Below are 24,783 nucleotides of genomic sequence, written 5' to 3'. Positions count from 1 at the left end.
GGGACGCGCCGCCGGGCGGAACGCCCCGTCCGGCTGTCCCACACGAACGAGACCCCCGTAGGCGCCACAAGACGTCTACGGGGGTCGTTGCGAAGCCGCCCATGTCGGCCCCGGAGGGCCGTGGGTTCTCGATGTCAGGTCATGATGAGGGAAATGCCGTACGCCACTGCCCCCGCGCACAGCGCGAAGCAGACGTACGCCCCTGTGGTCGCCGCCGCCACCGAGTCACCCCGGGTTGACGCCTCCTCCCGCTTGGAGAGGCCGACGATGCCCAGGGTGAAGAGGCCGACGAGGGCCACGGTGACCACGAGGCTGACTCCGAAGACGGAGCCGAGAGCTGCCCAGTCGATGTGCATGGTGGTGATCTTCCTCAGGAGGTCGCGGAGCTCAGACGGCGGGCGTGGGCGTGGACGAGTTCGCCGCGGCCGTGGTCTCGACGGCGGTCGCGGCCACGGGGGCCGGGACGGTAGCCGCCGGCTGCTCGGTCACGGGGCCGACCGGCGGCGGGGTCACCGCGGCGATGGCCGTGGTCACCACACCCGGGGGCTCCTCGGCGTGGTCGTTCACATTGGTGTGGTCGACCACCTCACGGCGCGAGATCAGCCAGATCGCGGCGCTGGAGGCGACGAGGAAGACTGCGACGGCGGCCGTGCCCCAGGTACCGAGGGCCGTCACCCACTCGGCGAGCGCGGCGACCAGCGCCGCGGCCGGCAGGGTCAGACCCCAGGCGACGAACATGCGGGTGGCGGTGGACCAGCGGACCACACCGCCCTTGCGGCCGAGGCCCGCGCCCATCACGGCACCGGAGACCGAGTGCGTGGTGGAGAGGGAGAAGCCGAGGTGCGAGGAGGCCAGGATGACCGTGGCCGCGCTGGTCTGGGCGGCGAAGCCCTGCTGCGGCTGGAGGTCGGTCAGGCCCTTGCCCATCGTGCGGATGATGCGCCAGCCGCCCAGGTAGGTGCCGAGCGCGATGGCCAGACCGGCGGAGACGATGACCCAGACCGGCGGGTCGGAGTCGGGCGCGAGGGCACCGCCGGCGACCAGGGCCAGGGTGATGATGCCCATGGTCTTCTGGGCGTCGTTCGTGCCGTGGGCCAGTGAGACCAGGCCCGCGGAGGCGATCTGACCGGCGCGGTAGCCCTTGCCGGAGGCCTTCTCGTTGGTGTGCCGCCCGAGCTTGTAGGTGAGCCGGGTGGCGAACATCGCCGCGACACCGGCGACCAGCGGGGCCGCGACGGCCGGGATCAGCACCTTGGTGACGAGCACGTCGCCGTGGACCGCGCCCACGCCGACCGAGGCGATCGTGGCGCCGATGAGGCCGCCCATCAGGGCGTGCGAGGAGCTGGACGGCAGCCCGACGAGCCAGGTCAGCAGGTTCCAGAGGATGGCGCCCACGAGCGCCGCGAATATGACCTCTGGCTGTATCCCGGACTCGTCGACGAGTCCCTTGGAGATGGTGTTGGCGACCTCTATGGACAGGAACGCGCCGACAAGGTTGAGCACGGCGGACATGGCAACCGCGACCTTGGGCTTCATGGCGCCGGTCGAGATGGTGGTGGCCATCGCGTTGGCGGTGTCGTGGAAACCGTTCGTAAAATCGAACGCGAGCGCGGTGATCACCACTATCGCGAGGATCAGCGAGAAGTTTTCCATTTACCCGGGCTTCTTTCGGACGTCAGTGGCATATGGACCGTAGGCAACCTGGGTGAACGGGAGATGAACTGAGGCGGACCTGTGGGTGTAGCAATAGGGGTGCCGCCGTTCCGCTTGTCCCCCGACGGCTGAGTCGGGCCGTCGGAAGCGGGGCGCGTTCTCGAACTGAAGCGGAATACTGGGCTCCGCGGCTGGGCCCCAGCCCCTGGTGAACTCCCTCAGTCGGCTCACGGAGCCGTTGGAGAGATTTCGGTCACCCGGCAGGCTCCGCGGCAGCGTCCGTCGGTCCGCGCGCCGTCGTACCGGCCGCAGTACGGGCGAGGCGGCGAGAAAGCATCCGGAGGCTACTGGAAGATCCCCGCAGCCCGGTCCGATCGATCGCCGGTCGCTCGCCAACTCGGGGTGATGCGGGGACGTATGGCCTCTTCCGGAGGTCCGGCGCCTGCTTCGCGGTGCCCGTGCCCGGGGCCCGTGCCCACGGACCGCCTGGCAGGATCGCGGCATGGCTGATCAGCAGGGGAACGCCCGCGACGAGCGGGGCGAGCGTGCGGACGCACGGGGTTCACGAGACGCACCGCGGCGGGGTGCGCCGGACGAGGTGGCACACGCGTGGGACGAGCTCGTCGCGACGGCCCGCCGGACGGTGGCCGACGGTCTGGTCGTCGGTACCTCCGGCAACGTCTCCGTACGCGTCGGGGACACCGTCCTGGTCACACCGACGGGCGTGCCCTACGACCGCCTGACGCCGGACGACGTGACGGGGGTCGACCTCTCCGGGCGACAGGTCCTCGGCACCCTCCGTCCGACGAGCGAGCTCCCCATGCATCTGGCGATCCACACCACCACCGACGCCCGTGCCGTCGTCCACACCCACGCGGTCCACGCGACGGCCGTCTCCACCCTCGTGGAGGAGCTGCCGTTGATCCACTACATGGCCGCCGCCCTCGGCGGATCCGTCCGCGTCGCCCCCTACGCGACCTACGGAACACCGCGGTTGGCCGAGAACATGCTCCGCGCACTGACGGGGCGCAGCGCCTGCCTCCTCCAGAACCACGGCACGATCACCTACGGCGACACCCTCTCCGAGGCCTACGACCGCACGGCCCAACTCGAATGGATGTCCCACCTCTGGCTGACCGCCTCCTCCGTCCCGGCCCGCACCCCGACCCTCCTCACCCACGACCAGGTGGCGGAGGTGGGGGAGCGTCTGCGGGGGTACGGCCAGCCGAAGTAGAGGGCCCGCCCGACCACCCCCGGGGCGCCGCACGATGTCACCCCCCCCGGTCACCCCGGATCCCACGCCCACTGGCCCGGCGCGAGGTCCGCCGGGACACTGGACGGGTGGGTGCAGTCAAAGCAGCAGTCGCGGCGGTCGGGTTCGCGTTCGCGGTCGGCGCGGCCAGTGTCGCCGTCGGCCGGTTGGCCAGTGACGCCGCGTTGAAGGCTCCGCCGGGCGGGCCCCTGCCCACGGAGCCCCGGCTGACGGTGCACTCCACCGCGGCGGGCCGCATCGCCCTGACGCGCGCCTTCGCCTCCCAGCGCCCCGGCACCTACGGCCTCACCGGCCCCCGCTCCCACGCGGTCGTCGGCAACGTCCTCGACGGCGCCCCCCACGCCCCCGACGCGGTCGTACGCCGTCTGGAGCGCGTCACCCAGGGCACCCTGGAGCCCGGCGACCGGGTGTGGCTCACCCCGAACATCCACATCGGCGACCCCCGCACCGCCCTCGGCCTCGACCACGACGACATCGACGTCCCCGGCGAACTGGGCACCCTGCCCGCATGGCTGGTCCCCGCGGCCCGGGACACCTGGGTGATCGCGGTGCACGGTCTGGGGGCCACACGCGAACACCCCATGAACATCATGGAGTTCCTGCACCGCCACCACTTCCCGGTCCTCGCCCTCGCCTACCGGGGCGATCCGGGCGCACCCCGCTCCCCGGACGGCCTGAACCACCTCGGCGAGACCGAGTGGCGCGACGTGGACGCGGCCATCCGCTACGCCGTCCGCTCCGGAGCCCGCCAGGTCGTCCTGCACGGCTGGTCCACCGGCGCCACCATGGCCCTGCGCGCCGCCGCGCACTCGCCCCTGCGCGACCGTGTCGCCGGGCTCGTCCTGGACTCCCCGGTCCTGGACTGGACGGCCACCCTGCGGGCCCTCGCCGCCGCCCGCCGCACCCCCGGCGCCCTGCTGCCCCTCGCGGTCCGCGCCGCCCAGGGCCGCACGGGGCTGCGCGCCGCCCCCGCCGGCCAGGCCGCCGTCGCGCCGGAGGTCAGGACCCCGACCCTGATCCTCCACGGTCCCGACGACGTCGTCGCCCCCTGGGACCCCTCCCGCCGTCTGGCCGCCCGCCATCCGGACCTCGTCACCCTTCGCGCGGTCCGCCACGCCCCGCACGCCGCCATGTGGAACGCCGACCCCCCGGCCTACGAGGAGGCCCTGCGCCGCTTCCTCACGCCGCTCACGTAGCAGCCGCCGCCGAAACCCGACAGACCGCCGGACGCGTCGCGAACCGCTGCACCACAGAGAGGTACGCCACATTCCGTTTAGTGTCGCGCCAGGGCGATCCGCCCCGGTGTCGACCCCTTGGGGAACCCGTGCGTTGGCCACCCCTGTCGCCCGCTGTGACATTCCGTTTGGGTTTTCGGACCGTCAACCGGAAGACTGCCCCCGTGACGTCCCGTAATCCGCGCGACTCCAGGCTCCGACTCGTCAGCCCGCGAACCCTGGCCGCCGCTCCCCGAGCAGCAGTGACCCAGCGCCGCCGACCGGCTCCCCGGCCCCCGGAGGGCACACCGCCGCCCGCGGAACTCGCCCGCATGGCCCGCGCCGTCCTGGCGGACGCGGCCCGCGTCGCCCACTGGGCCGACACGGCCCTGCGCCCCGGCCGCGAGGGCGCGAGCTCCGGGGGCAAGGGCACTCTCTCCGCCGCCGCCGCCGAACGGGCGGCCGCCGAGCTGGGGCTGACACCGGATCAGGTGCACCACGACTGGGACACCGCACGTCTGGCCGGCCTCGTCGAGGTGCACGGCGACAGCGCGCGCCCCGGCTGGCGACTGCGCGCCTGGCACCGCGACGACAGCGCCGTGCTGCGCGGCTGGGTCGCGTTCTTCGACGCCTGGTCCATCGCCCACCCCGAGCCCGAGGACCGGGAGCCCGCCGCCGTCGCCGAGGTCGTCTCGGCCATGCCGCAGGTGCTCTCGTTCCTCCAGCTCTCCGCAGGGCCCGTCCCCGTGGAACAGCTCCTCGACCTCCTGGAGCAGCGGGTCACCGAACTGCGCACCGAGCGCTGCGAGGTGGCCTACGTCCCGCAGCCCGAGCCGAGCGCGGAGCCCAGCACCGAGGACACCCCGCTCGCCCCCCTCCTCGACTGGTCCCTGAACGCCATCGCCTCCGTCGGCGCCCTCACCTACGGGGCCGGCCAGGCCACCCTCACCCCGCTCGGAAGCTGGGCGGTGTGGGTGAAGCTGGAGCAGATCTGCGTCGCCGCACAGAGCCCCGCCGGGAACATCGAGGTCTCCGCCGAGGACATGCTCCGAGGCTGCGCCCAGCTCCGCCCGAACGCGGCCCGCGCCGAGTACCGCGCCTGGCTCGCGGCCCGCACCGTCGGTGCCGCCGTCACCCAACTCATCGACGCCGCCCGCGGCGAGGACGCCCTCATCCGGGGCCTCGCCTTCGAGGCGCTGCGCGTCGTCGGCGCCCCCGCCGAGCCGGATGTGCGCACCGTCGTCGAGGAGACCCCGCTACGCCCCTACGCCCTGCTCTGGCTCGCCGAGCACGACGGCGCGGACCCCGAGGACGCCCACGAGGTCCTCACTCGTGAGGAAGCCACCTGGCTCTGGGTGGACACCGCCGCCGCCGTCGCCGACCACGGTGAGGCGCCGCTCCTCGTACGGCATCTGGAGTCCGCGGTGCAGGCCACGGTCCCCGCTCTGCTCGACGAGGTCCGCGCGGTCGGCCACCCCCGCACCGTCCAGGTCCTGGTCGCCCTCGCCGCAGCCCACCCGGACCCGGCCCTCGCCAAGGCCGTCCGCCGCGCCGCCTTCCAGGTGCACACCGGAGGAAGCTGACGCGGCAACCGGATGCCCGGGCGTCAGCCGCCCACCTCGGGGGCGTACGTGCCGAAGCTCCACACATTGCCCTCGGCGTCCCGGGCCATGTAGTCCCGCGAGCCGTAGTCCTGGTTCGTCGGGGGCATCAGGATCTCCACGCCGTGCTCCACGGCCCGCCGGTGGTGGGCGTCCACGTCGTCGACGACGACGTACACCCCGGCGGGCCCCGCGCCCTTCATCGCCCCGTCGAAGACGCTGCCGCTGCCCTTGGAGCCGATCATCACCGCGCCGTTGCCCTGGGCGAGCTCGGCGTGCCGCACGACCCCGTCCTCGCTCTCGTACACCGAGAGTTCGCTGAAGCCCAGCGCCTGCGTGAGCTGTCTGATGGCCGCCTTGGCGTCCGCGTACAGCAGCGTCGGACAGATGCTCGGGCGCCCGTCGGTCCTGCCTGTCATCCCGATCACGACCTCTCCGTCGTCCGGAACACGAGCCGCTGTCCAGTCTGGCACCCACCACCGACAACGCGCCGCCGGGCGGACGAGCGGGCGGGGCCGGTGACCGAGACCACGTGATCCCTTGTCATACGGGCGGAAAACCGCTTGCCGCCCCCCGTTAGAATTGGCCCATGGCCATTCTCCTCGCGCATTAGACGGCGGGAACGTCCTCAGCCGCCCACCCGCCACCCCCGATCCGCCCTGGAGTCTGTCCGTGATCTCCGCCTCCGCCGTCGAGCTGCGCGCCGGTGCCCGCGTCCTCATCGAGTCCGCCACCTTCCGCATCGCCAAGGGTGACCGCATCGGCCTGGTCGGCCGCAACGGCGCCGGCAAGACCACCCTCACCAAGTGCCTGGCCGGCGAGGGCATCCCGGCCGGTGGCACCATCACCCGCTCCGGCGAGGTCGGCTACCTCCCGCAGGACCCCCGCACCGGTGACCTCGACGTCCTCGCCCGCGACCGCATCCTCTCCGCGCGGGGCCTGGACGTCCTGATCCGCAAGATGCGCGAGAACGAGCAGCGCATCGCCAACGGCAAGGGCTCCACCCAGGAGAAGGCGCTCAAGCAGTACGAGCGCCAGGAGACGGAGTTCCTCACCAAGGGCGGGTACGCCGCCGAGGCCGAGGCCGCCACCATCGCCGCCGCGCTCAACCTGCCCGACCGGGTGCTCGGACAGCCGCTGCACACCCTCTCCGGCGGTCAGCGCCGCCGTATCGAGCTGGCCCGGATCCTCTTCTCCGACGCGGACACCCTGCTCCTCGACGAGCCGACGAACCACCTCGACGCCGACTCGATCATCTGGCTGCGCGACTACCTCAAGACCTATCGCGGCGGCTTCATCGTGATCTCCCACGACGTCGACCTGGTAGAGACGGTCGTCAACAAGGTGTTCTACCTGGACGCCAACCGCGCCCAGATCGACGTCTACAACATGGGCTGGAAGCTCTACCAGCAGCAGCGCGAGGCCGACGAGAAGCGCCGCAAGCGCGAGCGGCAGAACGCCGAGAAGAAGGCCGCCGCCCTGCACTCGCAGGCCGACAAGATGCGCGCCAAGGCCACCAAGACCGTCGCCGCGCAGAACATGGCCAAGCGCGCCGACCGGCTGCTCGCCGGCCTGGAGGCCGTCCGCGTCTCCGACAAGGTCGCCAAGCTGCGCTTCCCCGAGCCCGCGCCCTGCGGCAAGACCCCGCTGACCGCCGAGGGCCTGTCGAAGTCGTACGGCTCGCTGGAGATCTTCACCGACGTCGACCTGGCCATCGACAAGGGCTCCCGGGTCGTCATCCTCGGCCTCAACGGCGCCGGCAAGACCACCCTCCTGCGCCTCCTCGGCGGCGTCGAGAAGCCCGACACCGGCGAGGTGATCGAGGGCCACGGCCTCAAGCTGGGGTACTACGCGCAGGAGCACGAGACCCTCGACCCGGAGCGCACGGTCCTGGAGAACATGCGCTCCGCCTCGCCCGACCTGGACCTGGTCGAGATCCGCAAGACGCTCGGCTCGTTCCTGTTCTCCGGCGACGACGTCGACAAACCGGCCGGTGTCCTCTCCGGCGGCGAGAAGACCCGTCTCGCCCTCGCGACCCTCGTGGTGTCGTCCGCGAACGTCCTCCTGCTCGACGAGCCGACGAACAACCTCGACCCGGCCAGCCGTGAGGAGATCCTCGGCGCGCTGCGCACCTACAAGGGCGCGGTCGTCCTCGTCACCCACGACGAGGGCGCCGTCGAGGCGCTGCAGCCGGAGCGGATCATCCTGCTGCCGGACGGCGTGGAGGATCTGTGGGGCGCGGACTACGCGGACCTCGTCGCGCTCGCCTGACGGGCCGCTCCACGCTTGATCAACTGCCTATGGATCATTCGGCCCATCCGTGATCCATCATCTGTGTGAGATCTCCTCGTACCGAGGTGTGTCCTACACGGATTTCACGGCCGAGTCCTTCCACGCGAAGGGCTCGGCCGTCATGCGTCTCTGACCTGGTACTTCACGGGACAACCCGTTCGGCCCTACGGACGCCCCACGGCGGAATCACAGATTCCTCTTGTGGGGACGTGCTCCCGTCGTCACAACCTTGTCGCACGGACCTTGCCGAATGGGTGGCCATCACGCCCCGGAGGGGTGATCATGAGGAGACCAGAGCGCACTTCCCATGAGGAGGACCGGGTGGCCGAGACTCTGAAGAAGGGCAGCCGGGTTACCGGCGCCGCGCGCGACAAGCTCGCGGCAGACCTGAAGAAGAAGTACGACTCCGGTGCGAGCATTCGGGCGCTGGCCGAGGAAACCGGTCGCTCGTATGGCTTCGTACACCGGATGCTCAGCGAGTCGGGCGTCACGCTCCGAGGGCGTGGCGGAGCGACGCGGGGCAAGAAGGCCGCGTCGGCCTGACGCCGGGCGGCCCATCGGCTTCGATGGTGGCCACCCGGTCGATCGGCTGATCGACCGGGTGGTTACTGTGCAGTCACTTAGCATCGCTTCATCGCTCTGTGACCGCACCCATCGGAGGCACCCATGGCTTCGCTCGAACCGCTGCTCGACAAGGACGGCGTACGGCTCACCGTCGACGACGCGATCGCCACGGTGACGCTGGCCAACCCGGCCAAGCGCAACGCGCAGAGCCCCGCTCTGTGGCGGGCGCTCACCGAGGCCGGGCGGTCGGTGCCGGGCTCCGTCCGTGTGGTCGTGCTGCGTGCCGAGGGCAAGTCGTTCTCCGCCGGGCTCAACCGGCAGATGTTCACGCCCGAAGGCATCGAAGGGGAGCCGTCGTTCATCGATCTCGCGCGCCGTGACGACGCCGAGCTCGACTCGACCATCGCCGAGTACCAGGAGGCGTTCACCTGGTGGCGACGCAACGACATCGTGTCTGTCGCCGCCGTGCAGGGGCACGCCGTCGGGGCGGGCTTCCAGCTTGCCCTCGCCTGTGATCTGCGCGTCGTCGCCGACGACGTGCAGTTCGCCATGCTTGAAACCAGCCTCGGACTCGTGCCCGACCTCACGGGTACGCATCCGCTGATGAGCCTCGTCGGATACGGCCGCGCGCTGGAGATCTGCCTCACCGGCCGTTTCGTCCAAGCCGAGGAGGCCCAGCGGATCGGCCTCGCGAACCTCGCGGTGCCCGCCGGTCAACTCGACGACGCGGTGCGGGACCTGGCAGCCGCGTTGGTGTCCGCGCCGCGGGACGCGGTGATCGCGACCAAGGCCCTGCTGCGAGGTGCGCAGGACCACTCTTACGAGGAGCAGCGGGCAGCCGAGCGGGCGGCCCAGGCCCGACGCCTGCGGGACCTGGCGGGAATCGGGGACTAGCTACGTGCCCCCTGGAAAAGGATTTGGGCTGGTGACGGGGCCCGTGCTGCAGGACGGCGAAACGCCGTCGGCTGTCGGTGGTGGGCCCCTCACCGGCTGAGCCATTCTCGCCGCTCGATCGTACGCGTGCTCGAAGCGGGTTCGACCGGCCTCCCGGCAGGTCGTCACTGGCTGGGGTGGGGCACGGCCGCCGTCACCACCGTGATGAGCACCGCCACCGACAAGTGGTCCGGTAGGGACGCACGAGAGTCAGGGGCGCGGCCGCCCGGCGCACGGTCGCTTCCGCCGCGCTCCCGGCGATCCACGCACCGTCGTGCGGGCCACCCGGGGGCAGAAGGCGGCCGAGTCGGAGCTGCCGTCGTACCGCCTGCGCCCAACCGTCCGCCGACGTTCCTCCAGCCTGCCGCATCCCCGACGCGAGGTACCGCAAACCCGCTTACTGTGGGCAAAGGAGGACAACCGGAAGGGCGTACGGCATGACTGACATGACGGAGCGGAACCGGACGGAAGGCCCCGACACGACCAAGGAGTCGTCGCAGGTCGGGCGGAAGGCCACCCTGCGCGGAGGTGGTGATCCCGCCACCCGTGGGCGTACGGCCATCGCCGACGGAGTCGTGGAGAAGATCGCCGGGCTCGCCGCACGCGAAGTGGTGGGTGTGCATGCCATGGGCGGCGGCCTGTCACGGACCCTCGGGGCCGTGCGCGACCGGGTCCCCGGCGGGTCGCGAGCGGTGACCCGCGGCGTGAAGGTCGAGGTCGGCGAGGTGCAGACCGCGCTGGACCTGGAGATCGTCGTCGACTACGGCGTGTCCATCAGCGACGTGGCCGACGATGTGCGCGAGAACGTCATCGCGGCCGTCGAGCGGATGACCGGCCTGGAGGTCGTCGAGGTCAACATCGCCGTCAGCGATGTGAAACTGCCGGACGAGGAGGACGAGGAACCGGAGTCCCGGCTGCAGTGAGCGCAACTCCCGGCCCCGGGGAACATGACGGGAGTGTCCGAGCCCCTAGGAGCACAGCATGAGCTTGGCCGTGGTCGGCATGATCGCCGGAATGGCGCTGGGTTTCGCCGGGTACTTCGGCGGATTCGGAGCCTTTCTGCTGATCGCCGCGCTGGGCGCCGTCGGTTTCGTCGTCGGCCGGTTGCTGACGGGTGACCTGGAGCTGGGCGAGTTCTTCCGCCCGCGTGACGACCGGCGCCGATGAACCCGGTGGACAGCGGCCGTCCCGCGGAAGCGAGGGCCGTCGCGTCCGGTGAACGCGGCGCGATCCGCATCGCCGACCGAGTCGTCGCGAAGATCGCCTCGCAGGCGGCGCGCGAGGCGTTGGAAGCAGGTGTGCCGGATTCCACGCCCCCGCACGCCGGTGTCCTCGTTTCGCACGAGACGACGCGCGTCCGCGTCAGTCTCGAACTCCCTTACCCCTCGGACATCGGTGGCCAATGCGCTGCAGTGCGTCGCCATGTCACCGAGCGGGTAGGGAAGTTGGCGGGAATACGTGTGTCGGAGGTGGCCGTCCACGTGGAGCGGCTGCACCTGGCGCACGCACACGACGCGGCACAGGGCAGGACGCGATGAGCGAACCCCAGCGCGAAGGCGCCACGCAACGACTACCCGTCATCGAGAAGGCCCACGACAGAACCGATGAGCCGACGGACGGCCCGGCCGGCGGGAGGACCACCGACCGTGAACCGGACCAGTCGGCCTCGGCCGCCGCCTACGACCCGCCGCCCGCCCTCGACGGCGAGGACGGAGCGGAACGGCGCTTCTGGTCCGCGCGCAGAGTCCCGGCGGGCATCCTCGCGGTCCTGTTCCTCACGGGCGCGGGTCTCTTCCTCTACGACGTCGCCGCCGTGCGCGCCGACCGGCCCGTCATGGCGTGGCGCCGCTCGCTGGCCCGGCAGCTCGCCGAGCGTCCCCTCGACGACGTCTGGGTGCTCGTGGGCGCCGCGGTCGCCGTGCTCCTCGGGCTCTGGCTGCTCGTGCTCGCCGCCACCCCCGGACTGCGCGGCGTCCTGCCGATGCGGCGCGTCCACCCCCGGGTACGGGCCGGACTGCACCGGGACGCCGCCGCGCTGGCCCTGCGCGACCGGGCCATGGAGATCTCCGGCGTCCAGTCCGTACGGGTCCGGGCGGGACGCCGGAGGGTCGACGTGCGCGCGGTGTCCCACTTCCGGGAACTCGACGCCGTACGGGCGGATCTGGACGCCACGCTCGCCGACGGCATCCGGGGGCTGGGCCTGTCCCGGCCGCCCGCCCTGTCCGTGCAGGTACGCCGACCCGGCCGCAAGGGGTGAGACGCCATGCTGAGGATCGTCAACCGGGTGCTGATCGGCCTCGTGGGGCTCGTCCTGGTCGTGGCCGGCGGCTCCGTCCTCGCCGTCGGACTCGGTGTGGACCCGCCCTCGTGGTGGCCGCACGACGGCACGCACGACGTGCTGCTCAGCGACGCCGAGCGGACCCGCTGGCGCGATGCCGACTGGTGGTGGCCCACCGTCATCGCCGTGCTCGCCGTCCTCGTCCTGCTCGCCCTGTGGTGGCTGACCGCCGTCCTGCGCCGCCACCGGCTCGCCGAGGTGCTGGTCGACACCGGCGACGGCGAGGGTGCCCTGCTCCGGGGGAGTGCCCTGGAGGGCGTCCTGACCACCGAGGCGGCCCGGTCGAACGGCATCGAACGCGCCCACGCCCGGCTGACCGGCCGCCGCAGCGCCCCCGAGGCGCGGATCCGCCTCCTCCTCCAGCCCCATGTGAACCCGGGTGACGCCCTGAACACCCTGACGACGCAGGCACTGGCCCACGCCGAGGACTCGGCGGGGCTGGCCGCGCTTCCGGCGGAGGTCCGGCTGCGAGGGGCCGGACACCGTGCGGAACGGGTGCGTTGACGGTGCCACCCACTCGGGAACCGCGCGAGCGGCCCTCAGGCGCCCGCGCCCACGCAGCGACGTTCAGAACCCGTGCCGCATCCCGCCGTCGACCGGCAGCATGATCCCGGTCAGATAGGACGCGGCCGGAGACAGCAGGAACGCCCCCGTACGCCCGAACTCCTCCGGCCGCCCGTACCGCCGCAACGGAATCCGCGACTCGTGCGCGGCCCGGGTCGCCTCCGGATCCGCCGACATCCCGTCCAGCTCACGCACCCGGTCCGTGTCGATCCGGGCCGGGAGAAGACCGACCACGCGGATGCCCCTGGGCCCCAACTCGTCCGACAGCGACTTGGCGAAGCCGGCCAGCCCCGGCCGAAGCCCGTTCGAGATGGTCAGCCCAGGAATCGGCTCGTGCACGGACCCGGACAGCACGAACCCGATGACACCACCCTCACCCAGCTCTTCCGCCGAGGCCCGCGCCAGGCGGACCGCGCCCAGGAACACCGACTCGAACGCGGCGGTCCACTGCTCGTCCGTGTTGTCGGCGACAAAACCCGGCGCCGGCCCGCCCACACTGATCAGAACGCCGTCGAACCGCCCGAAGCGCTCACGGGCGGCGGCGATCAGCCGACCGGCCGTCCCGGGGTCGGCGTTGTCCGCGGCGACCCCGACCGCGTTCTCCCCGAGCGCGGTGGCCGCCGCGCCCACGCTCTCCTCCTCGCGTCCCGTGACGACCACCTTCGCGCCGTCGGCGACGAGTTCCCGCGCGACCGCGTGGCCCAGCCCACGGGTCGCCCCGGTGACGATGTAGACACGGTCCTTCAGCCCAAGATCCATGGCCCTATCCTGCCGCGTCCCCGTCGTGGAGGGCGAGGGCGGTACCGACCAGACCGACATGGCTGAACGCCTGCGGGAAGTTCCCGAGCTGCCGGCCCGCCACTGGGTCGTACTCCTCCGCGAGCAGTCCCACGTCGTTGACCAGCCCCAACAGCCGTTCGAACAGCTCGCGCGCCTCCGCCGTCCGGCCCGTCAGGTGCAGGGCGTCCGCCAGCCAGAACGAGCAGACGAGGAACGTGCCCTCGCCACCCGGCAGCCCGTCGACGGAGCCGGTGGCGGCCGTGAGGTGGTCGGCGCTGTAGCGGCGGACGAACCCCTTGTGACTCAGCTCCTTCTGGATCGCGTCGACGGTGCCGACGACCCGGGGGTCGTCCGGAGGCAGGAAGCCCATGCGGGGGATGAGCAGCAGCGCGGCGTCGAGTTCGCGGGAGCCGAAGGACTGGGTGAAGGTGTTGCGCTCGGCGTCGTAGCCACGGGCGCAGACCTCGCGATGGATCTCGTCCCGCAGGGCGCGCCAGCCGTCGAGGTCGCCGCCGGTCAGCGTCGGGTCGTCCTCCAGCGTGCGGACGGCCCGGTCGGCGGCCACCCAGGCCATCACCTTGGAGTGGGTGAAGTGCCGGCGCGGTCCGCGCACCTCCCACAGCCCCTCGTCAGGCTTCCGCCAGGCCGACCGCAGATACTCCATCAGCGCACACTGCATCCGCCACATGTCCGGTTTGCCGGGCAGGCCCGAGCGCCGGGCCACGAACACGGAGTCGATGACCTCGCCGTACACGTCGAGCTGCAACTGGTGTACGGCGTCGTTGCCGACCCTGACGGGACGCGAGCCCGCGTAGCCGGACAGCCAGGGCAGCTCGTACTCGGGGATGCGGCGTTCACCGGCCAGCCCGTACATGATCTGCAGGTCCGCCGGGTCGCCCGCCGCGGCGCGCAGCAGCCAGTCACGCCAGGCCTCGGCCTCCTCCTGGTAACCGCAGGACAGCAGCGCGCCGAGGGTGAGGGTGGAGTCGCGCAGCCAGCAGTGGCGGTAGTCCCAGTTGCGGACACCGCCGATCTCCTCGGGCAGGGAGGTGGTGGCGGCGGCGACGATGCCGCCGGTCGGCTCGTAGGTGAGGGCCTTCAGGGTGATCAGCGAGCGGACCACGGCGTCCCGGTAGGGGCCGTCGTACCGGCAGTGCCCGGCCCACGCCCGCCAGTCGTCGAGGCTCGACCGCAGCGCCTCGTGGGGGTCGATGAGGCGGGGCGGGGGTTCGTGCGAGGGATGCCAGGTCAGCACGAACGCGACCCGCTCGCCCGGCCCCACCGTGAACTCCGCGTACGTGGCCCGGTCCTCGCTCCACGACCGCACCGCGGGTTCGCTGCGCAGCCAGACCGCGTCCGGGCCCGCGACCGCCACCCGCTGACCGTCCGACCTGCGCATCCACGGCACGACCGAGCCGTAGTCGAAGCGGAGGCGGATCGTGCTGCGCAGGGTGACGCGACCGCTGAGGCCTTCGACGACGCGTACGACATCGGGAGCACGGTCGCGCTGCGGCATCAGGTCGGTCACCCGCACCGTGCCCTCGTCCGTCTCCCACTCGGTGTCCAGCACGAGCGAGTCCTGCCGGTAGGCCCGCCGCGTGCAGGCTCCCGCCCCTCTCGGCGCGATCCTCCAGTGCCCGTTCTCCTCGTCGCCGAGCAGCGCGGCGAAGCACGCGGCCGAGTCGAACCGGGGCAGGCAGAGCCAGTCGATGGAACCATGGCGGCTCACCAGCGCGGCTGTCTGGTGATCGCCTATCAGCGCGTAGTCCTCTATAGGGGGGTGCACGGAAGACGGGTTCCCGGAGCCCGGGGTGATAAGTCAGGGGATCACGGGCGTACTCAAGGCGGGGCAGGGCGGGGGCGCTGAAGGGGCGCAGCCCTTCACCCCCACTTCTCAGCCGGGTCCCGTCCCGGCCGTGGTCCCTCCCACCCCGGAGAAGATCACCCCGGATCCGGAGGGGGCCTGGTTGAGCACCCACAGACCCATCAGCGTGGCGAGGGCGAACACGAGGAGGACGAGGACGGCCAGCACCAACCGGCGCCGGCGCTCCCGGCGGAGCCAGTCACCCCGGGCCGTGCGGTAGGCGTCGGGCGCGGCGTGGACGCCGCCGGCCAGCGCGGCGAGCGCCTCGGCCAGCTCCCGCTCGGTGCGCTCCCGGCCGGTGTCGTTGCCGGTGGTGTCGTTGCCGGTGGTGTCGTTCATCGCCGGGCCTCCATCGCCTGGGTCAGGGCGGCGAGGCCGCGTGCGGTGTGGGTCTTGACCGAGCCGGGGGAGATGCCCATCGCGGCGGCGATCTCGCTCTCCTTCAGCCCGAGCCAGTGGCGCAGCACCAGCGCCTCCCGCTGCCGGGCGGGCAACTGCTGGAGTGCCCCGATCAGCACCCGCTGGTCGTCGTGGAGCAGGGCCGTGCTCTCGGCGGACGCGACCAGCTCCTCCGGTGGCGTCTCCACGTGCCTGCGGGCGACCTGGAGATGCCGTATCCGCATCCGGGTCAGATTGCAGACCGTCGAGCGCAGATACGCCTCCGCCGCCTCGGCGTCCCTCAGGCGCCGCCACTTGCGGTAGATCTGGTAGTACGCCTCGGCCACCACGTTCTCGGGGTCGTCGGCGCCCAGCAGCACCGCGAGCCGCAGCATCGAGGAGTAGTGCAGCTCGAACAGCCGGGCGACACCGGCCTCGCGCTCCAGGTCCGCCGGGTCGCTGAGCGCACCCGGCGGCAGCGCGGGGTTCGGCACCAGCGGCTCGGCGCCGACCGGGGCGGCCCGGTGATCCATGGGCTCGGCGGCGGCCGGTGCGGCCCGGTGGCCCAGGCTCTCGGCGGCGGCATGCCGGCCCGGTGCCTCGGCGGGGGCCGGAACCGCAGCCGTCTGCTGGACCGGTACGCGCATCGGGTGTCTGCGTCTCACGGGTTGCTCGCTCCCGTCTCGGGGCCCCGCCTGACGGTCAGGCGGGACGGTAGGTCGGTCGCGTCGGCGCCGCGCGGGACGCCGAGCCGTTCGAGGACCGTGGTGCCTAGTACGGCCACGGTCAGGTTCAGCAGGAGGGCGAGCAGACCGGCGTAGATCTCCAGCGAGCCGCCGCCCAGGAGCACGATGGACGAGAACCCCTCGCGCACCACCAGGAAGGTGCCGGTCACCATGCCGACGGCCCACCCGGCGAGCAGCGCCCGCGGATGCAGTCGCCCGGTGAACAGGCCGACCGCCACCGCCGGGAAGATCTGCAGGATCCACACCCCGCCGAGCAGTTGCAGGTTGATGGCGTCCTGGTCGCGCAGCCCGAACACGAACGCCACCGCCCCCACCTTCGCCGTCAGCGAGACCACCTTGGCGATCCGCACCTGACGCTTGGGCGTGGCCGTGGGCTGGAAGTACTCGACGTAGACGTTGCGGACGAAGCCGGTGGCGGCCGCGATCGACATCACCGCCGCCGGGACCAGCGCGCCGACGGTGATCGCGCCGAACACCAGTCCGGCCAGCGGCCCCGGCATCAGCCGGTCCACCAGCATCGGTACGGCCGCCTCCGCACCGCCCTCCGGCGCCCGTACCCCGGACGCGAGCGCGGCGATTCCGAGGAAGCCGAAGAGGGCGAGCAGGCCCGTCCATGCGGGCAGGGCCACCGCGACCTTGCGGACCGTGCGCGGCCCGTCGGCGGCGAACCCGGCGGTGAGCACATGCGGGTACATCAACAGGGCCAGCGCGGAGCCGAGCGCAAGGGTGGCGTAGGCGGGCTGCTGCTCGGGGGCCAGGAGGAGCGCGGATCCCTCGACGCCCGTTCCGCTCAGCCGGGCGGCGGCCCCCTCGAAGACCGCTCCCGGGCCGCCGAACCGCTTCAGGACCAGCCAGCACACGGCGGTCAGCGACACGAAGACGGCCACCGCCTTCAACGCCGAGATCACGGCGGGCGCCCGCAGCCCGTGCCGGTACGTCGCCACCGCGAGCCCCGCGAACAGCGCGACCATCACCAGATCACCGGCCGCGCCCTTCGGGTACACGCCCCCGGCCGTCAGCACCGCCCTTATGCCGAGCAGTTGCAGCGCCAGATACGGCATCGTCGCGAGGATCCCGGTCAGCGCGACCACCAGCGCCAGCGGCGCCGAACCGTACCGTCCGCGCACGAAGTCCCCGGCCGTCACATAGCCGTGCCGCCGGGCCACCTCCCACAGCCGGGTCAGCAGCACGAAGGCCAGCGGGCAGACGATCACCGTGTACGGCACCGCGAAGAAGGCGGGCGCCCCGTTGCCGTACGCCAGACCGGGAACGGCGGTGAAGGTGTACGCGGTGAAGATCGTGCCGCCGAGCAGCAGCCAGGTCCACACCGGGCCAAGGCTCCGGTCGGCCAGCGCCCAGCCCTCCAGGGAGGGCAGCCGGTCGGCGGGGCGCAGCCGGCGCGCGGTGACGGCGAGCAGCGACGCTCCGCCGATCACGGCGAGGAACGTCGCGGTCATGGCAGCGTTTGCCATGGGTCACCGTCCTTGGTGTGCCTGGGCCTCGCCTGTCGACGTCTCGGTGTGCCCGGGCCCTTGCCTGTTGGTTGCGTGGAGGGCCGGACCGGAGGACAGGGAACCGGCGGAAAATCTTCTGGGAATCCGCTGTCAACCGATCCCGGCGAGTGGGCAACTCTTGCACAGACCCACAGGAAGCGGGAGAGGAGCGCAGGTCATGCCACGGACCGGTCGGCGCCGGCTACGGCGCGTCGCGATCGCCGTACTGCTCCTCGCCCCCGCAGCGGGCCTGCTGTGGGTCCCCTGGTACGTCGGTGCCGAGCCACGGCTCGCGGGCACGCCGTTCTTCTACTGGTACCAGCTCGCCTGGGTGCCGGGATGCGGCCTCTGCCTGCTCGCCGCGTACGCGCTGACCGACCGACATCGAAACCGCTGAGCCGCTCGTTCCTTCTGCCTGCCTTTTGTCCCACACCCGTTGAGGTCTGGAGCCGCCATGCCTACATCAGCCATGCCCGAATCCGGTCGCGAGGCGCCGGAGAAGTCCCGTACGTCCAGAAACATGTCGCCGAAATCGATCGCGCTCTGGATCGCGGTCGCCCTCGTGGGCGCCATCGGCTGGGCCGTGCTGGCCCTCTCCCGGGGCGAGGAGATCTCCGCCGTCTGGCTGCTCATGGCGGCCCTCGGCTCGTACGCGATCGGCTACCGCTTCTACTCGCGGTTCATCGCCCGCCGGGTCCTCCAGGTCGACGACAGCCGGGCCACCCCGGCCGAACGGCTGGAGGACGGCGTCGACTACCACCCCACCGACAAGCGGGTGCTGTTCGGCCACCACTTCGCGGCCATCGCCGGCGCCGGCCCGCTGGTCGGCCCCGTTCTCGCCGCCCAGATGGGCTACCTCCCCGGCACGATCTGGATCATCGCGGGCGTGATCTTCGCCGGTGCCGTCCAGGACATGATCGTGCTCTTCCTCTCCATGCGCCGGGACGGCAAGAGCCTCGGCCAGATGGCCCGCGACGAGATCGGCAAGGTGGGCGGTGCCGCCGCCCTGATAGGCGTCTTCGCCATCATGATCATCCTGCTGGCGGTCCTCGCGATGGTCGTCGTCAACGCGCTGGCGGAGTCGGCGTGGGGCACCTTCTCGGTCAGCATGACCATCCCCATCGCCCTCTTCATGGGCTTCTACCTGCGCTACCTGCGCCCCGGCCGGGTCGTGGAGACCAGCTTCATCGGGGTGGCCCTGCTGCTGCTCGCCATCCTCGGCGGCGGCTGGATCCAGGACTCCTCGCTCGCCGAGTACTTCGTCTGGAGCCCCGAGACCCTGGTCTTCTGCCTGGTCGGCTACGGCTTCGTCGCCTCCGTGCTCCCCGTGTGGATGCTGCTGGCCCCCCGCGACTACCTCTCCACCTTCATGAAGGTCGGCACCATCGCCCTGATGGCCGTCGGTGTCGTGGTCGCCGCCCCGAACCTCCGCGCCGAGTCCGTCACCGAGTTCGCGCACACCGGTGCCGGGCCGGTCTTCGCCGGCTCCCTCTTCCCCTTCCTCTTCATCACCATCGCCTGCGGCGCCCTCTCCGGCTTCCACGCCCTGGTCTCGTCCGGTACGACCCCGAAGCTGATCCAGAAGGAGTCCCAGGTCCGGCTGATCGGCTACGGCTCCATGCTCACGGAGTCCTTCGTCGCCGTCATGGCCCTGATCGCCGCCTGCGTCCTCGAACCGGGTCTCTTCTACGCCATGAACTCCCCGGCCGCGCTGCTCGGCCCGACCGTCGACACCGCCGCCGAGGCGGTCAGGAACCTCGGCTTCACCATCACGCCCGAGCAGTTGACCGCGGCGGCCAAGGCCGTCGAGGAGGAGACCCTGGTCGGCCGCTCCGGTGGCGCGCCCACCCTGGCCGTGGGCATGTCGGAGATCTTCGCCGGAGTGTTCGGCGGCGCCGGGATGAAGGCCTTCTGGTACCACTTCGCGATCATGTTCGAGGCGCTGTTCATCCTCACCACGGTCGACGCCGGCACCCGCGTGGGCCGCTTCATGCTCCAGGACATGCTGGGCAACGTCTGGAAGCCGATCGGCCGCGTCACCTGGAAGCCCGGCATCTGGATCACCAGCGCCCTCGTCGTCGGCGCCTGGGGGTACTTCCTCTACGCCGGTGTCACCGACCCCCTCGGCGGAATCAAGCAGCTCTTCCCCCTCTTCGGCATCGCCAACCAACTCCTCGCCGCGGTCGCGCTGGCTGTGACCACGACCGTCCTGATCAAGTCGGGCAAGCTGCGCTGGGCCTGGGTCACCGGCATCCCGCTGGCCTGGGACGTGGCCGTCACCTTCACCGCCGGCTGGCAGAAGATCTTCTCCGACAACCCGGCCATCGGCTTCTTCGCCCTCCGCGACAAGTACGCGGCCGCCATCGACAAGGGTGAACTCCTGCCGGGCGCCACGAACATGGACGACATGCACACGATCGTCACCAACAACACGGTCGACGGCGTGATCATGGCGATCTTCCTCCTCCTGGTCCTCACCGTCCTGGTCAACTGCGCCGTGGTCTGTGTCCGCGCCGTACGGTCCCCGGTTCCCCTGCCGTCGACCGAGGCCCCGTACGTCGAGTCCCGTATCGACGCGGACGAGTCGGAGAAGCAACTGGCGGGGGCTCGCCGGTGACCGCCCGGCACTGGGTGCGGGGGATCCGCTGGTACCTCCGGGAACTCACCGGCGAGGCCGAGTACGACCGCTACTGCGACCGCCACCGCCGACACCACCCGAAGGCCCCGCTCCCGACCCGCAGGGAGTACGACGCCCTGCGGACCCGGCAGAGAGAGGAACACCCGGCAGGCCGCTGCTGCTGAGAGCCGCGGCCACCCTCCGAGCCGGCCCCGGCCACGGCCACCCCCTGAGCCGTACCCGGCCACGGCCACCCCCTGAGCCGTACCCGGCCGCGGGCAGCCCCGCGGCCGGGTACGGCCTCCTCCCCCTGCCCCCGGCTTCGGCTGCGGGTAGTCGTTCCAGCCCGGGGCTCGTTGTCGGGTGCGGGTGTGTGGGGGCTGGTCGCGCAGTTCCCCGCGCCCCTGAAGCCCGGGCCCGCGGGGAACTGCGCGAGAAGCGCCACCGGGCCCGCACCCGAACCACCCCGTCTCCGACCCCGGATCCAGAGATGCTGAGACGCCGACCCTCCCTGCTGATCCGTCCCGAACTCGACGACGACCTCCTGCACAGGACCCTGACCGAACTCCGCCCCACCCCCCAGCTCCACGGGCTCGGCGCCGGCCGCACCCGCCCTCCATGGGAACCCGTGGCCGACCTCATCCGAGCCACCGGCCGCGACTGGGACCGCCGAGCCCACCGCCTCGCCGTACTGGCCCAGCGCCTCCCCGCCGCCGTCCCCCAACGCTGGACGGCCGACCGCCCGCAGGACGGCGACGCCCTCACCCTGCGCGCCTTCGTCGAGTCGCACCGCACTCCCGCCAACGACCAGGCCGCCGTCCGCCGCGCCGAACACTCCTGCCTCCGCGCCGCCGAGGCCTGCCCCGAGGACCCCACCCCCTGGCTGGCGCTGCTGTCCCTGATGGACACCTGCGCCGTACCGGTCAAGGACGCCGTGCCCGTATGGACGGAAGCCGTCAACCGGGCCCCCTGGCTCCGGACGTCCTACCACCGGCTGCTGCGCTATCTGTCCCCGCGCGGACACGGCACGGTCCCCGACATGATGGACTTCGCCTGGCAGGCCGCCGCCCGCGCACCCCACGGCTCACCGCTGGCCCTGCTCCCGGTGGCGGCCCGCGTCGAACTCATGGCCCACCGCCAGGGATCGACACCCGTCGACGCCCTCGGTTCGGGCGGCGGCAACTGGAACGAGCCCCGGTCCGTCCACGAGATCGACCTGGCCCTCACCGGCTGGTTCGACGTCGGCGCCGCACCCCACGCCGAAGCCGTCACCGACCTCAACACCCTCGCCTTCGCCCTGACCCGCGCCCACCGCCCGGCCGAGGCGGCCCCCGTCTTCCAGCGCCTCGGCCGCCACATGACCCGCCACCCGTGGGACCTGCTCCCCGAGCCGAAACGGACGTTCGTGTACTGGCGAGAGAGGTCGACGGACCGATAACCGGACACCACGGCCAGGCGCCGCCATGCCGGGCGCGCCCCCGAGGGGCAAGGCGCCCCACGGAGGAGGCGCCCCACGGGAAGGCGTCGCGCCGGAGGGTGTTATGCCGGAGAGGGTGCCGTTTCCTTCTCCGCCGCCGCGGCCGCCGCGGCCGCCGCGGCCTCCTCGCGGTCGCGGCGCTCGCGGCGGACGAGGGTGACGTAACCGATGGGGACGCCCGCGGCGAAGAGCCACCACTGCAGGGCGTACGCGTAGTTCAGCGCCGCGTTCTCGTCGCCGGGGTTGCCGAGCGGTTCCGGCGAGTCGCCCTTCGGCTCGGGCGCCGTCAGCGCGAGATAACCGCCGAGCACCTGCGCATCGAGGCGCTCGGCCTCCCGCACACTGTTGATCAGCATGATCTGCCGGTCCGGCAGGCCCTTGAGGTCCTTGATCCCGCTCGCCTCGGTCGTCTCGTCCGGCATCAACCGCCCGGTGACGGTGACCTCGCCGCCGGGCGGCGCGGGGATCTCAGGGAACGCGGTCTGGCTCGGCCCGTCCGCGGGGATCCAGCCCCGATTGACGAGCAGCACCTTGCCGTCGTCGAGCACGAACGGCGTGAGCACATGGAAGCCGACCTCGTCGTCGGCGTTGGTACGGCGGCGGACGACGACCTCGTCATCGGTGTCGAAGCGCCCCTTCGCGGTCACCGAGTGGTAGCGCTCCGCGCTGGTGACGGTGTGACCGGGGGAGGTCAGCCGCTCCACGGGCACCGGCTTCGCGGCCAGCGCCTCGGCGACGAGCTGGTTGCGCGCGCTGCGCTCCTCGTAGCGATGCATCTGCCAGAAGCCCAGCCTGACCATCGTCGGGATCAGGACGAGCGCGAGCAGAGTGAGGATCACCCACTGCCGGGACAACAGGAAGCGGTACACCCCACGACCGTACAACTCGGCCGTGGGGTGTGTGCGGGCGGGTGTGCGCTCCGACCTGCTGGGGGCCGTCACGGGGAGGACGTCTCGCGGGAGACAGATCAGACCTTGTCGACGATCCCCGCCTTCCCCTCGGCCCGCGCGCAGTGGGCGCCGCAGTACCAGTGGCCCTCGACCTCGACGCCCTGGCCGATGATCTGCACCCGGCAGTGCTCGCAGATCGGGGCCATGCGGTGGATCGCGCAGGAGAAGCAGTCGAAGACGTGCACCGCGCCCTGGGCGTGGATCTCGAAGGTCATTCCATAGTCATTGCCGCAAACTTCGCATCTCGCCATGCGCCACAGGGTGAGCCGTGACCGTCGCGCGGGCGAGCGGGCGCCGGGCGAGTCGCCCGGCAATCACCCGTCCGCACGGGTCACTCGCCCACCGGTCCGTACGGGGCGTGAGAGGGTCACTCGTCCGCGGGCTCGACATCGCGGAGCAGTTGCCCGAACGCCGCCTCGTCCACGACCGGCGTTCCGTACTGCCGGGCCTTGACGACCTTCGACGTGCCGGAGTCCGGGTCGTTGGTCACGAGCAGGCTGGTCACCCGGGACAGGCTCGTCGCGACATGCAGCCCGGCCTCGATCGCGCGGTCCTCCAGCAGGTCGCGCTCGATCGACGTGTCCCCGGAGAAGGCGACGCGCATGCCCTGCTTGAGCGGTTTGCCGTCCTCGTACCGCCCGGGGTTGGGATAGGGACACGCGGGCCGCTTCCGCGACGGCCGCCAACTGGTCTGCCGATAACCGCCGTAGCCACCGCCGTGCCCCGCTTGCTGCCCGATCCGGGGCGTGGCGCGGTCCGTCCACTCCGTCAACGGAAGGCACTCGTGCAGCGGCAGCCGTACACCGCTCGCCGCCGCCGCCCGCAGACTCGGCCGGAACGCCTCCGCCAACACCCGCGCGTCGTCCAGCGCGTGGTGCGCCCGCTGCTGGACGACCCCGAAGTGCGCCGCCAGCGACTCCAGCTTGTGGTTCGGCAGCGGCAGCCCCAGCTCCTTCGACAGCGCGATGGTGCACAGCCGCTGCCGCACCGGCGCCTCGGTCTCCGCGCGCGCGTACTCCCGGGCGATCATCGACCAGTCGAACACCGCGTTGTGCGCGACGAGTACGCGGTCCGCCAGGCGGGACGAGAACTCCTCGGCGATCTCCCGGAAGAGCGGGGCCCCTTCGAGCACGTCACTCGTCAGCCCGTGGATCCACACCGGCCCCGGATCCCGCTCCGGGTTCACCAGCGTGTACCAGTGGTCCTCGACCTCGCCCCGCGCGTCCAGTCTGTACACGGCCGCCGAGATGATCCGGTCGTCCCGGGCCAGCCCGGTCGTCTCCACGTCGACGACCGCGTACCCCTGGGGGTACGCGGTCGGCCAAGGCGCTTGCGACGCTGCGGTCGTGTGGTCTTCGAGCATGGTCCCTGAGGATACGGGCCGGGACTGACAGCCTGTTACCCGGCGGTGCACCCCCGTGTCAGGGCTTCCAACTCGGCGGCGGATTGGTGAAGAACGCCAAGCGCGAGCGGGCGGGACGGGTCCTCCGCGGGCCGGGATGGCAGCCGGCACGGCCCGCCGCCGTGGAGGAACAGCCGCCCACGGTGGCGGAGCCCGCCGCGTGAGACGGGACGACGGATCCCGCCCTGTGGGACGGGACAGCGGTTCCCTCGCCCTCGTCGCCCTCGTCGCCCTCGTCGCCCTCGTCGCCTTCGGGGCCGCCGTCGCCCTGGATCTCGGGTCCCTGGCCGTCGGCTTCAACCCCGGGCACGTCGTCGCCAAGCCCCTGCTCATGCCCTTGCTGGCCGCGCACGCGTACCTGAGCGGCGGCCCCCGCCTCCTGGTCGCGGCGCTGCTGTGCGGCGGAGGCGGCGACGTGCTGCTCCTCTTCGACGCCGAGCCGGCCTTCCTCGCCGGTATGGGCACGGCGCATTACCTGCTCGTCCGGGGGGCGCTCCAAGCGGTCCGTACACGACGACCCGAACCCGCCCCGGCGTCCGCAGAGGTGCCCACGAACTCCCCGCTCACCAAGGGACAGCCACCGACAGCGCCGTCAGCAGCGACGGAGCCGTAGCCACGCCCGAATGCCCAGCGTCCGCAAGAGG

Annotated in this window: 26 protein-coding genes and 1 pseudogene; 16 read left to right on the top strand and 11 right to left on the bottom strand. The window is 71.9% G+C overall.

Features of this window, described 5'->3' with window-relative positions; all coding sequences use genetic code 11:
* Positions 1–134: 134 nt before the first annotated feature.
* Positions 135–356 (bottom strand): hypothetical protein, encoded by a 222-nt coding sequence (locus ACFY9I_RS25350; RefSeq protein WP_391005313.1) that lies wholly within the window; start codon positions 354–356, stop codon positions 135–137.
* 31 nt (positions 357–387) lie between these two features.
* Positions 388–1,653: an inorganic phosphate transporter gene (locus tag ACFY9I_RS25345; RefSeq protein ID WP_391005311.1), complete on the bottom strand. Its 1,266-nt coding sequence runs from the start codon at positions 1,651–1,653 to the stop codon at positions 388–390.
* A 502-nt stretch (positions 1,654–2,155) separates the two neighbouring features.
* On the opposite strand from ACFY9I_RS25345, the gene ACFY9I_RS25340 reads away from it, so the two are divergent.
* The 3 genes from ACFY9I_RS25340 (at position 2,156) to ACFY9I_RS25330 (ending at position 5,723) form a co-directional block, all read left to right on the top strand.
* Positions 2,156–2,887 carry a class II aldolase/adducin family protein gene (locus ACFY9I_RS25340; RefSeq protein WP_391005309.1) on the top strand — a complete coding sequence of 244 codons (732 nt, stop codon included), beginning with the start codon at positions 2,156–2,158 and terminating at the stop codon, positions 2,885–2,887.
* A gap of 107 nt (positions 2,888–2,994) precedes the next feature.
* Positions 2,995–4,122 carry an alpha/beta fold hydrolase gene (locus ACFY9I_RS25335; protein WP_391005307.1) on the top strand — a complete coding sequence of 376 codons (1,128 nt, stop codon included), beginning with the start codon at positions 2,995–2,997 and terminating at the stop codon, positions 4,120–4,122.
* Between the two features lie 203 nt (positions 4,123–4,325).
* Complete coding sequence (locus tag ACFY9I_RS25330; protein ID WP_391005305.1) at positions 4,326–5,723, top strand: hypothetical protein; 1,398 nt, start codon at positions 4,326–4,328, stop codon at positions 5,721–5,723.
* Positions 5,724–5,746: 23 nt separating this feature from the next.
* Here ACFY9I_RS25330 and ACFY9I_RS25325 read toward each other — a convergent pair whose 3' ends face one another.
* A complete protein-coding gene (locus ACFY9I_RS25325) occupies positions 5,747–6,160 on the bottom strand; it encodes a VOC family protein (protein ID WP_391005608.1) in 414 nt (137 codons plus the stop codon).
* A gap of 253 nt (positions 6,161–6,413) precedes the next feature.
* Here ACFY9I_RS25325 and ACFY9I_RS25320 point away from each other — a divergent pair, with 253 nt between their 5' ends.
* From ACFY9I_RS25320 to amaP, 8 genes are all read left to right on the top strand, one after another.
* Complete coding sequence (locus ACFY9I_RS25320; RefSeq protein ID WP_391005303.1) at positions 6,414–8,012, top strand: ATP-binding cassette domain-containing protein; 1,599 nt, start codon at positions 6,414–6,416, stop codon at positions 8,010–8,012.
* A gap of 342 nt (positions 8,013–8,354) precedes the next feature.
* Positions 8,355–8,576, top strand: a complete 222-nt coding sequence (locus ACFY9I_RS25315) for a helix-turn-helix domain-containing protein (protein WP_006123601.1) — start codon at positions 8,355–8,357, stop codon at positions 8,574–8,576.
* A gap of 123 nt (positions 8,577–8,699) precedes the next feature.
* On the top strand, positions 8,700–9,491 hold the full coding sequence (locus ACFY9I_RS25310) for an enoyl-CoA hydratase-related protein (protein ID WP_391005301.1): 792 nt from the start codon (positions 8,700–8,702) through the stop codon (positions 9,489–9,491).
* A gap of 476 nt (positions 9,492–9,967) precedes the next feature.
* Positions 9,968–10,453, top strand: a complete 486-nt coding sequence (locus ACFY9I_RS25305; protein ID WP_391005299.1) for an Asp23/Gls24 family envelope stress response protein — start codon at positions 9,968–9,970, stop codon at positions 10,451–10,453.
* A gap of 58 nt (positions 10,454–10,511) precedes the next feature.
* Positions 10,512–10,697: a hypothetical protein gene (locus tag ACFY9I_RS25300; RefSeq protein WP_391005297.1), complete on the top strand. Its 186-nt coding sequence runs from the start codon at positions 10,512–10,514 to the stop codon at positions 10,695–10,697.
* On the top strand, positions 10,694–11,068 hold the full coding sequence (locus ACFY9I_RS25295) for an Asp23/Gls24 family envelope stress response protein (RefSeq protein ID WP_391005295.1): 375 nt from the start codon (positions 10,694–10,696) through the stop codon (positions 11,066–11,068). Before ACFY9I_RS25300 ends, ACFY9I_RS25295 begins: the two co-directional genes overlap by 4 nt.
* Positions 11,065–11,787 (top strand): DUF6286 domain-containing protein, encoded by a 723-nt coding sequence (locus ACFY9I_RS25290; RefSeq protein ID WP_391005293.1) that lies wholly within the window; start codon positions 11,065–11,067, stop codon positions 11,785–11,787. The genes ACFY9I_RS25295 and ACFY9I_RS25290 overlap by 4 nt, the downstream gene beginning before the upstream one ends.
* Positions 11,788–11,793: 6 nt before the next feature.
* A complete protein-coding gene (gene amaP / locus ACFY9I_RS25285; RefSeq protein WP_391005291.1) occupies positions 11,794–12,372 on the top strand; it encodes an alkaline shock response membrane anchor protein AmaP in 579 nt (192 codons plus the stop codon).
* Positions 12,373–12,435: 63 nt separating this feature from the next.
* On the opposite strand, the gene ACFY9I_RS25280 is transcribed toward amaP, so the two are convergent.
* From ACFY9I_RS25280 to ACFY9I_RS25260, 5 genes are all read right to left on the bottom strand, one after another.
* Positions 12,436–13,191 (bottom strand): SDR family oxidoreductase, encoded by a 756-nt coding sequence (locus ACFY9I_RS25280; protein ID WP_391005289.1) that lies wholly within the window; start codon positions 13,189–13,191, stop codon positions 12,436–12,438.
* A 4-nt stretch (positions 13,192–13,195) separates the two neighbouring features.
* A complete protein-coding gene (locus ACFY9I_RS25275) occupies positions 13,196–14,998 on the bottom strand; it encodes a glycoside hydrolase family 15 protein (protein ID WP_391005287.1) in 1,803 nt (600 codons plus the stop codon).
* Between the two features lie 108 nt (positions 14,999–15,106).
* Positions 15,107–15,415: a hypothetical protein gene (locus ACFY9I_RS25270; protein ID WP_391005285.1), complete on the bottom strand. Its 309-nt coding sequence runs from the start codon at positions 15,413–15,415 to the stop codon at positions 15,107–15,109.
* On the bottom strand, positions 15,412–15,987 hold the full coding sequence (locus ACFY9I_RS25265; protein ID WP_391005606.1) for a sigma-70 family RNA polymerase sigma factor: 576 nt from the start codon (positions 15,985–15,987) through the stop codon (positions 15,412–15,414). The genes ACFY9I_RS25270 and ACFY9I_RS25265 overlap by 4 nt, the downstream gene beginning before the upstream one ends.
* 128 nt (positions 15,988–16,115) lie before the next feature.
* Entirely contained in the window at positions 16,116–17,672 is a 1,557-nt protein-coding gene (locus ACFY9I_RS25260; RefSeq protein WP_391005283.1) for a sodium:solute symporter, read from the bottom strand.
* A 199-nt stretch (positions 17,673–17,871) separates the two neighbouring features.
* On the opposite strand from ACFY9I_RS25260, the gene ACFY9I_RS25255 reads away from it, so the two are divergent.
* The 4 genes from ACFY9I_RS25255 (at position 17,872) to ACFY9I_RS25240 (ending at position 21,748) form a co-directional block, all read left to right on the top strand.
* Positions 17,872–18,090: a DUF3311 domain-containing protein gene (locus tag ACFY9I_RS25255; RefSeq protein ID WP_391005282.1), complete on the top strand. Its 219-nt coding sequence runs from the start codon at positions 17,872–17,874 to the stop codon at positions 18,088–18,090.
* A 57-nt stretch (positions 18,091–18,147) separates the two neighbouring features.
* Positions 18,148–20,310: a carbon starvation CstA family protein gene (locus ACFY9I_RS25250; protein WP_391005280.1), complete on the top strand. Its 2,163-nt coding sequence runs from the start codon at positions 18,148–18,150 to the stop codon at positions 20,308–20,310.
* On the top strand, positions 20,307–20,495 hold the full coding sequence (locus ACFY9I_RS25245) for a CstA-like transporter-associated (seleno)protein (RefSeq protein WP_391005278.1): 189 nt from the start codon (positions 20,307–20,309) through the stop codon (positions 20,493–20,495). Before ACFY9I_RS25250 ends, ACFY9I_RS25245 begins: the two co-directional genes overlap by 4 nt.
* A gap of 305 nt (positions 20,496–20,800) precedes the next feature.
* Positions 20,801–21,748: a hypothetical protein gene (locus ACFY9I_RS25240; protein ID WP_391005276.1), complete on the top strand. Its 948-nt coding sequence runs from the start codon at positions 20,801–20,803 to the stop codon at positions 21,746–21,748.
* A 101-nt stretch (positions 21,749–21,849) separates the two neighbouring features.
* Here ACFY9I_RS25240 and ACFY9I_RS25235 read toward each other — a convergent pair whose 3' ends face one another.
* From ACFY9I_RS25235 to ACFY9I_RS25225, 3 genes are all read right to left on the bottom strand, one after another.
* Positions 21,850–22,656 (bottom strand): SURF1 family cytochrome oxidase biogenesis protein, encoded by an 807-nt coding sequence (locus ACFY9I_RS25235; RefSeq protein ID WP_391005274.1) that lies wholly within the window; start codon positions 22,654–22,656, stop codon positions 21,850–21,852.
* A 98-nt stretch (positions 22,657–22,754) separates the two neighbouring features.
* Positions 22,755–22,988 (bottom strand): hypothetical protein, encoded by a 234-nt coding sequence (locus ACFY9I_RS25230; protein ID WP_078531414.1) that lies wholly within the window; start codon positions 22,986–22,988, stop codon positions 22,755–22,757.
* Positions 22,989–23,104: 116 nt separating this feature from the next.
* Positions 23,105–24,100: a DEDDh family exonuclease gene (locus tag ACFY9I_RS25225; protein WP_391005272.1), complete on the bottom strand. Its 996-nt coding sequence runs from the start codon at positions 24,098–24,100 to the stop codon at positions 23,105–23,107.
* A 136-nt stretch (positions 24,101–24,236) separates the two neighbouring features.
* Between ACFY9I_RS25225 and ACFY9I_RS25220 the strand changes: the two are divergent.
* Positions 24,237–24,605 (top strand): annotated as a pseudogene (locus ACFY9I_RS25220) (lysoplasmalogenase family protein); the annotation flags it as partial.
* Positions 24,606–24,783: the final 178 nt, after the last annotated feature.

Origin of the sequence: Streptomyces sp. NPDC012510, from assembly GCF_042955065.1 — a bacterium.
Lineage (GTDB): Bacteria > Actinomycetota > Actinomycetes > Streptomycetales > Streptomycetaceae > Streptomyces.
Note: the sequence above shows the minus strand (reverse complement) of the source record. Positions and strands in the feature narration are given on the sequence as shown.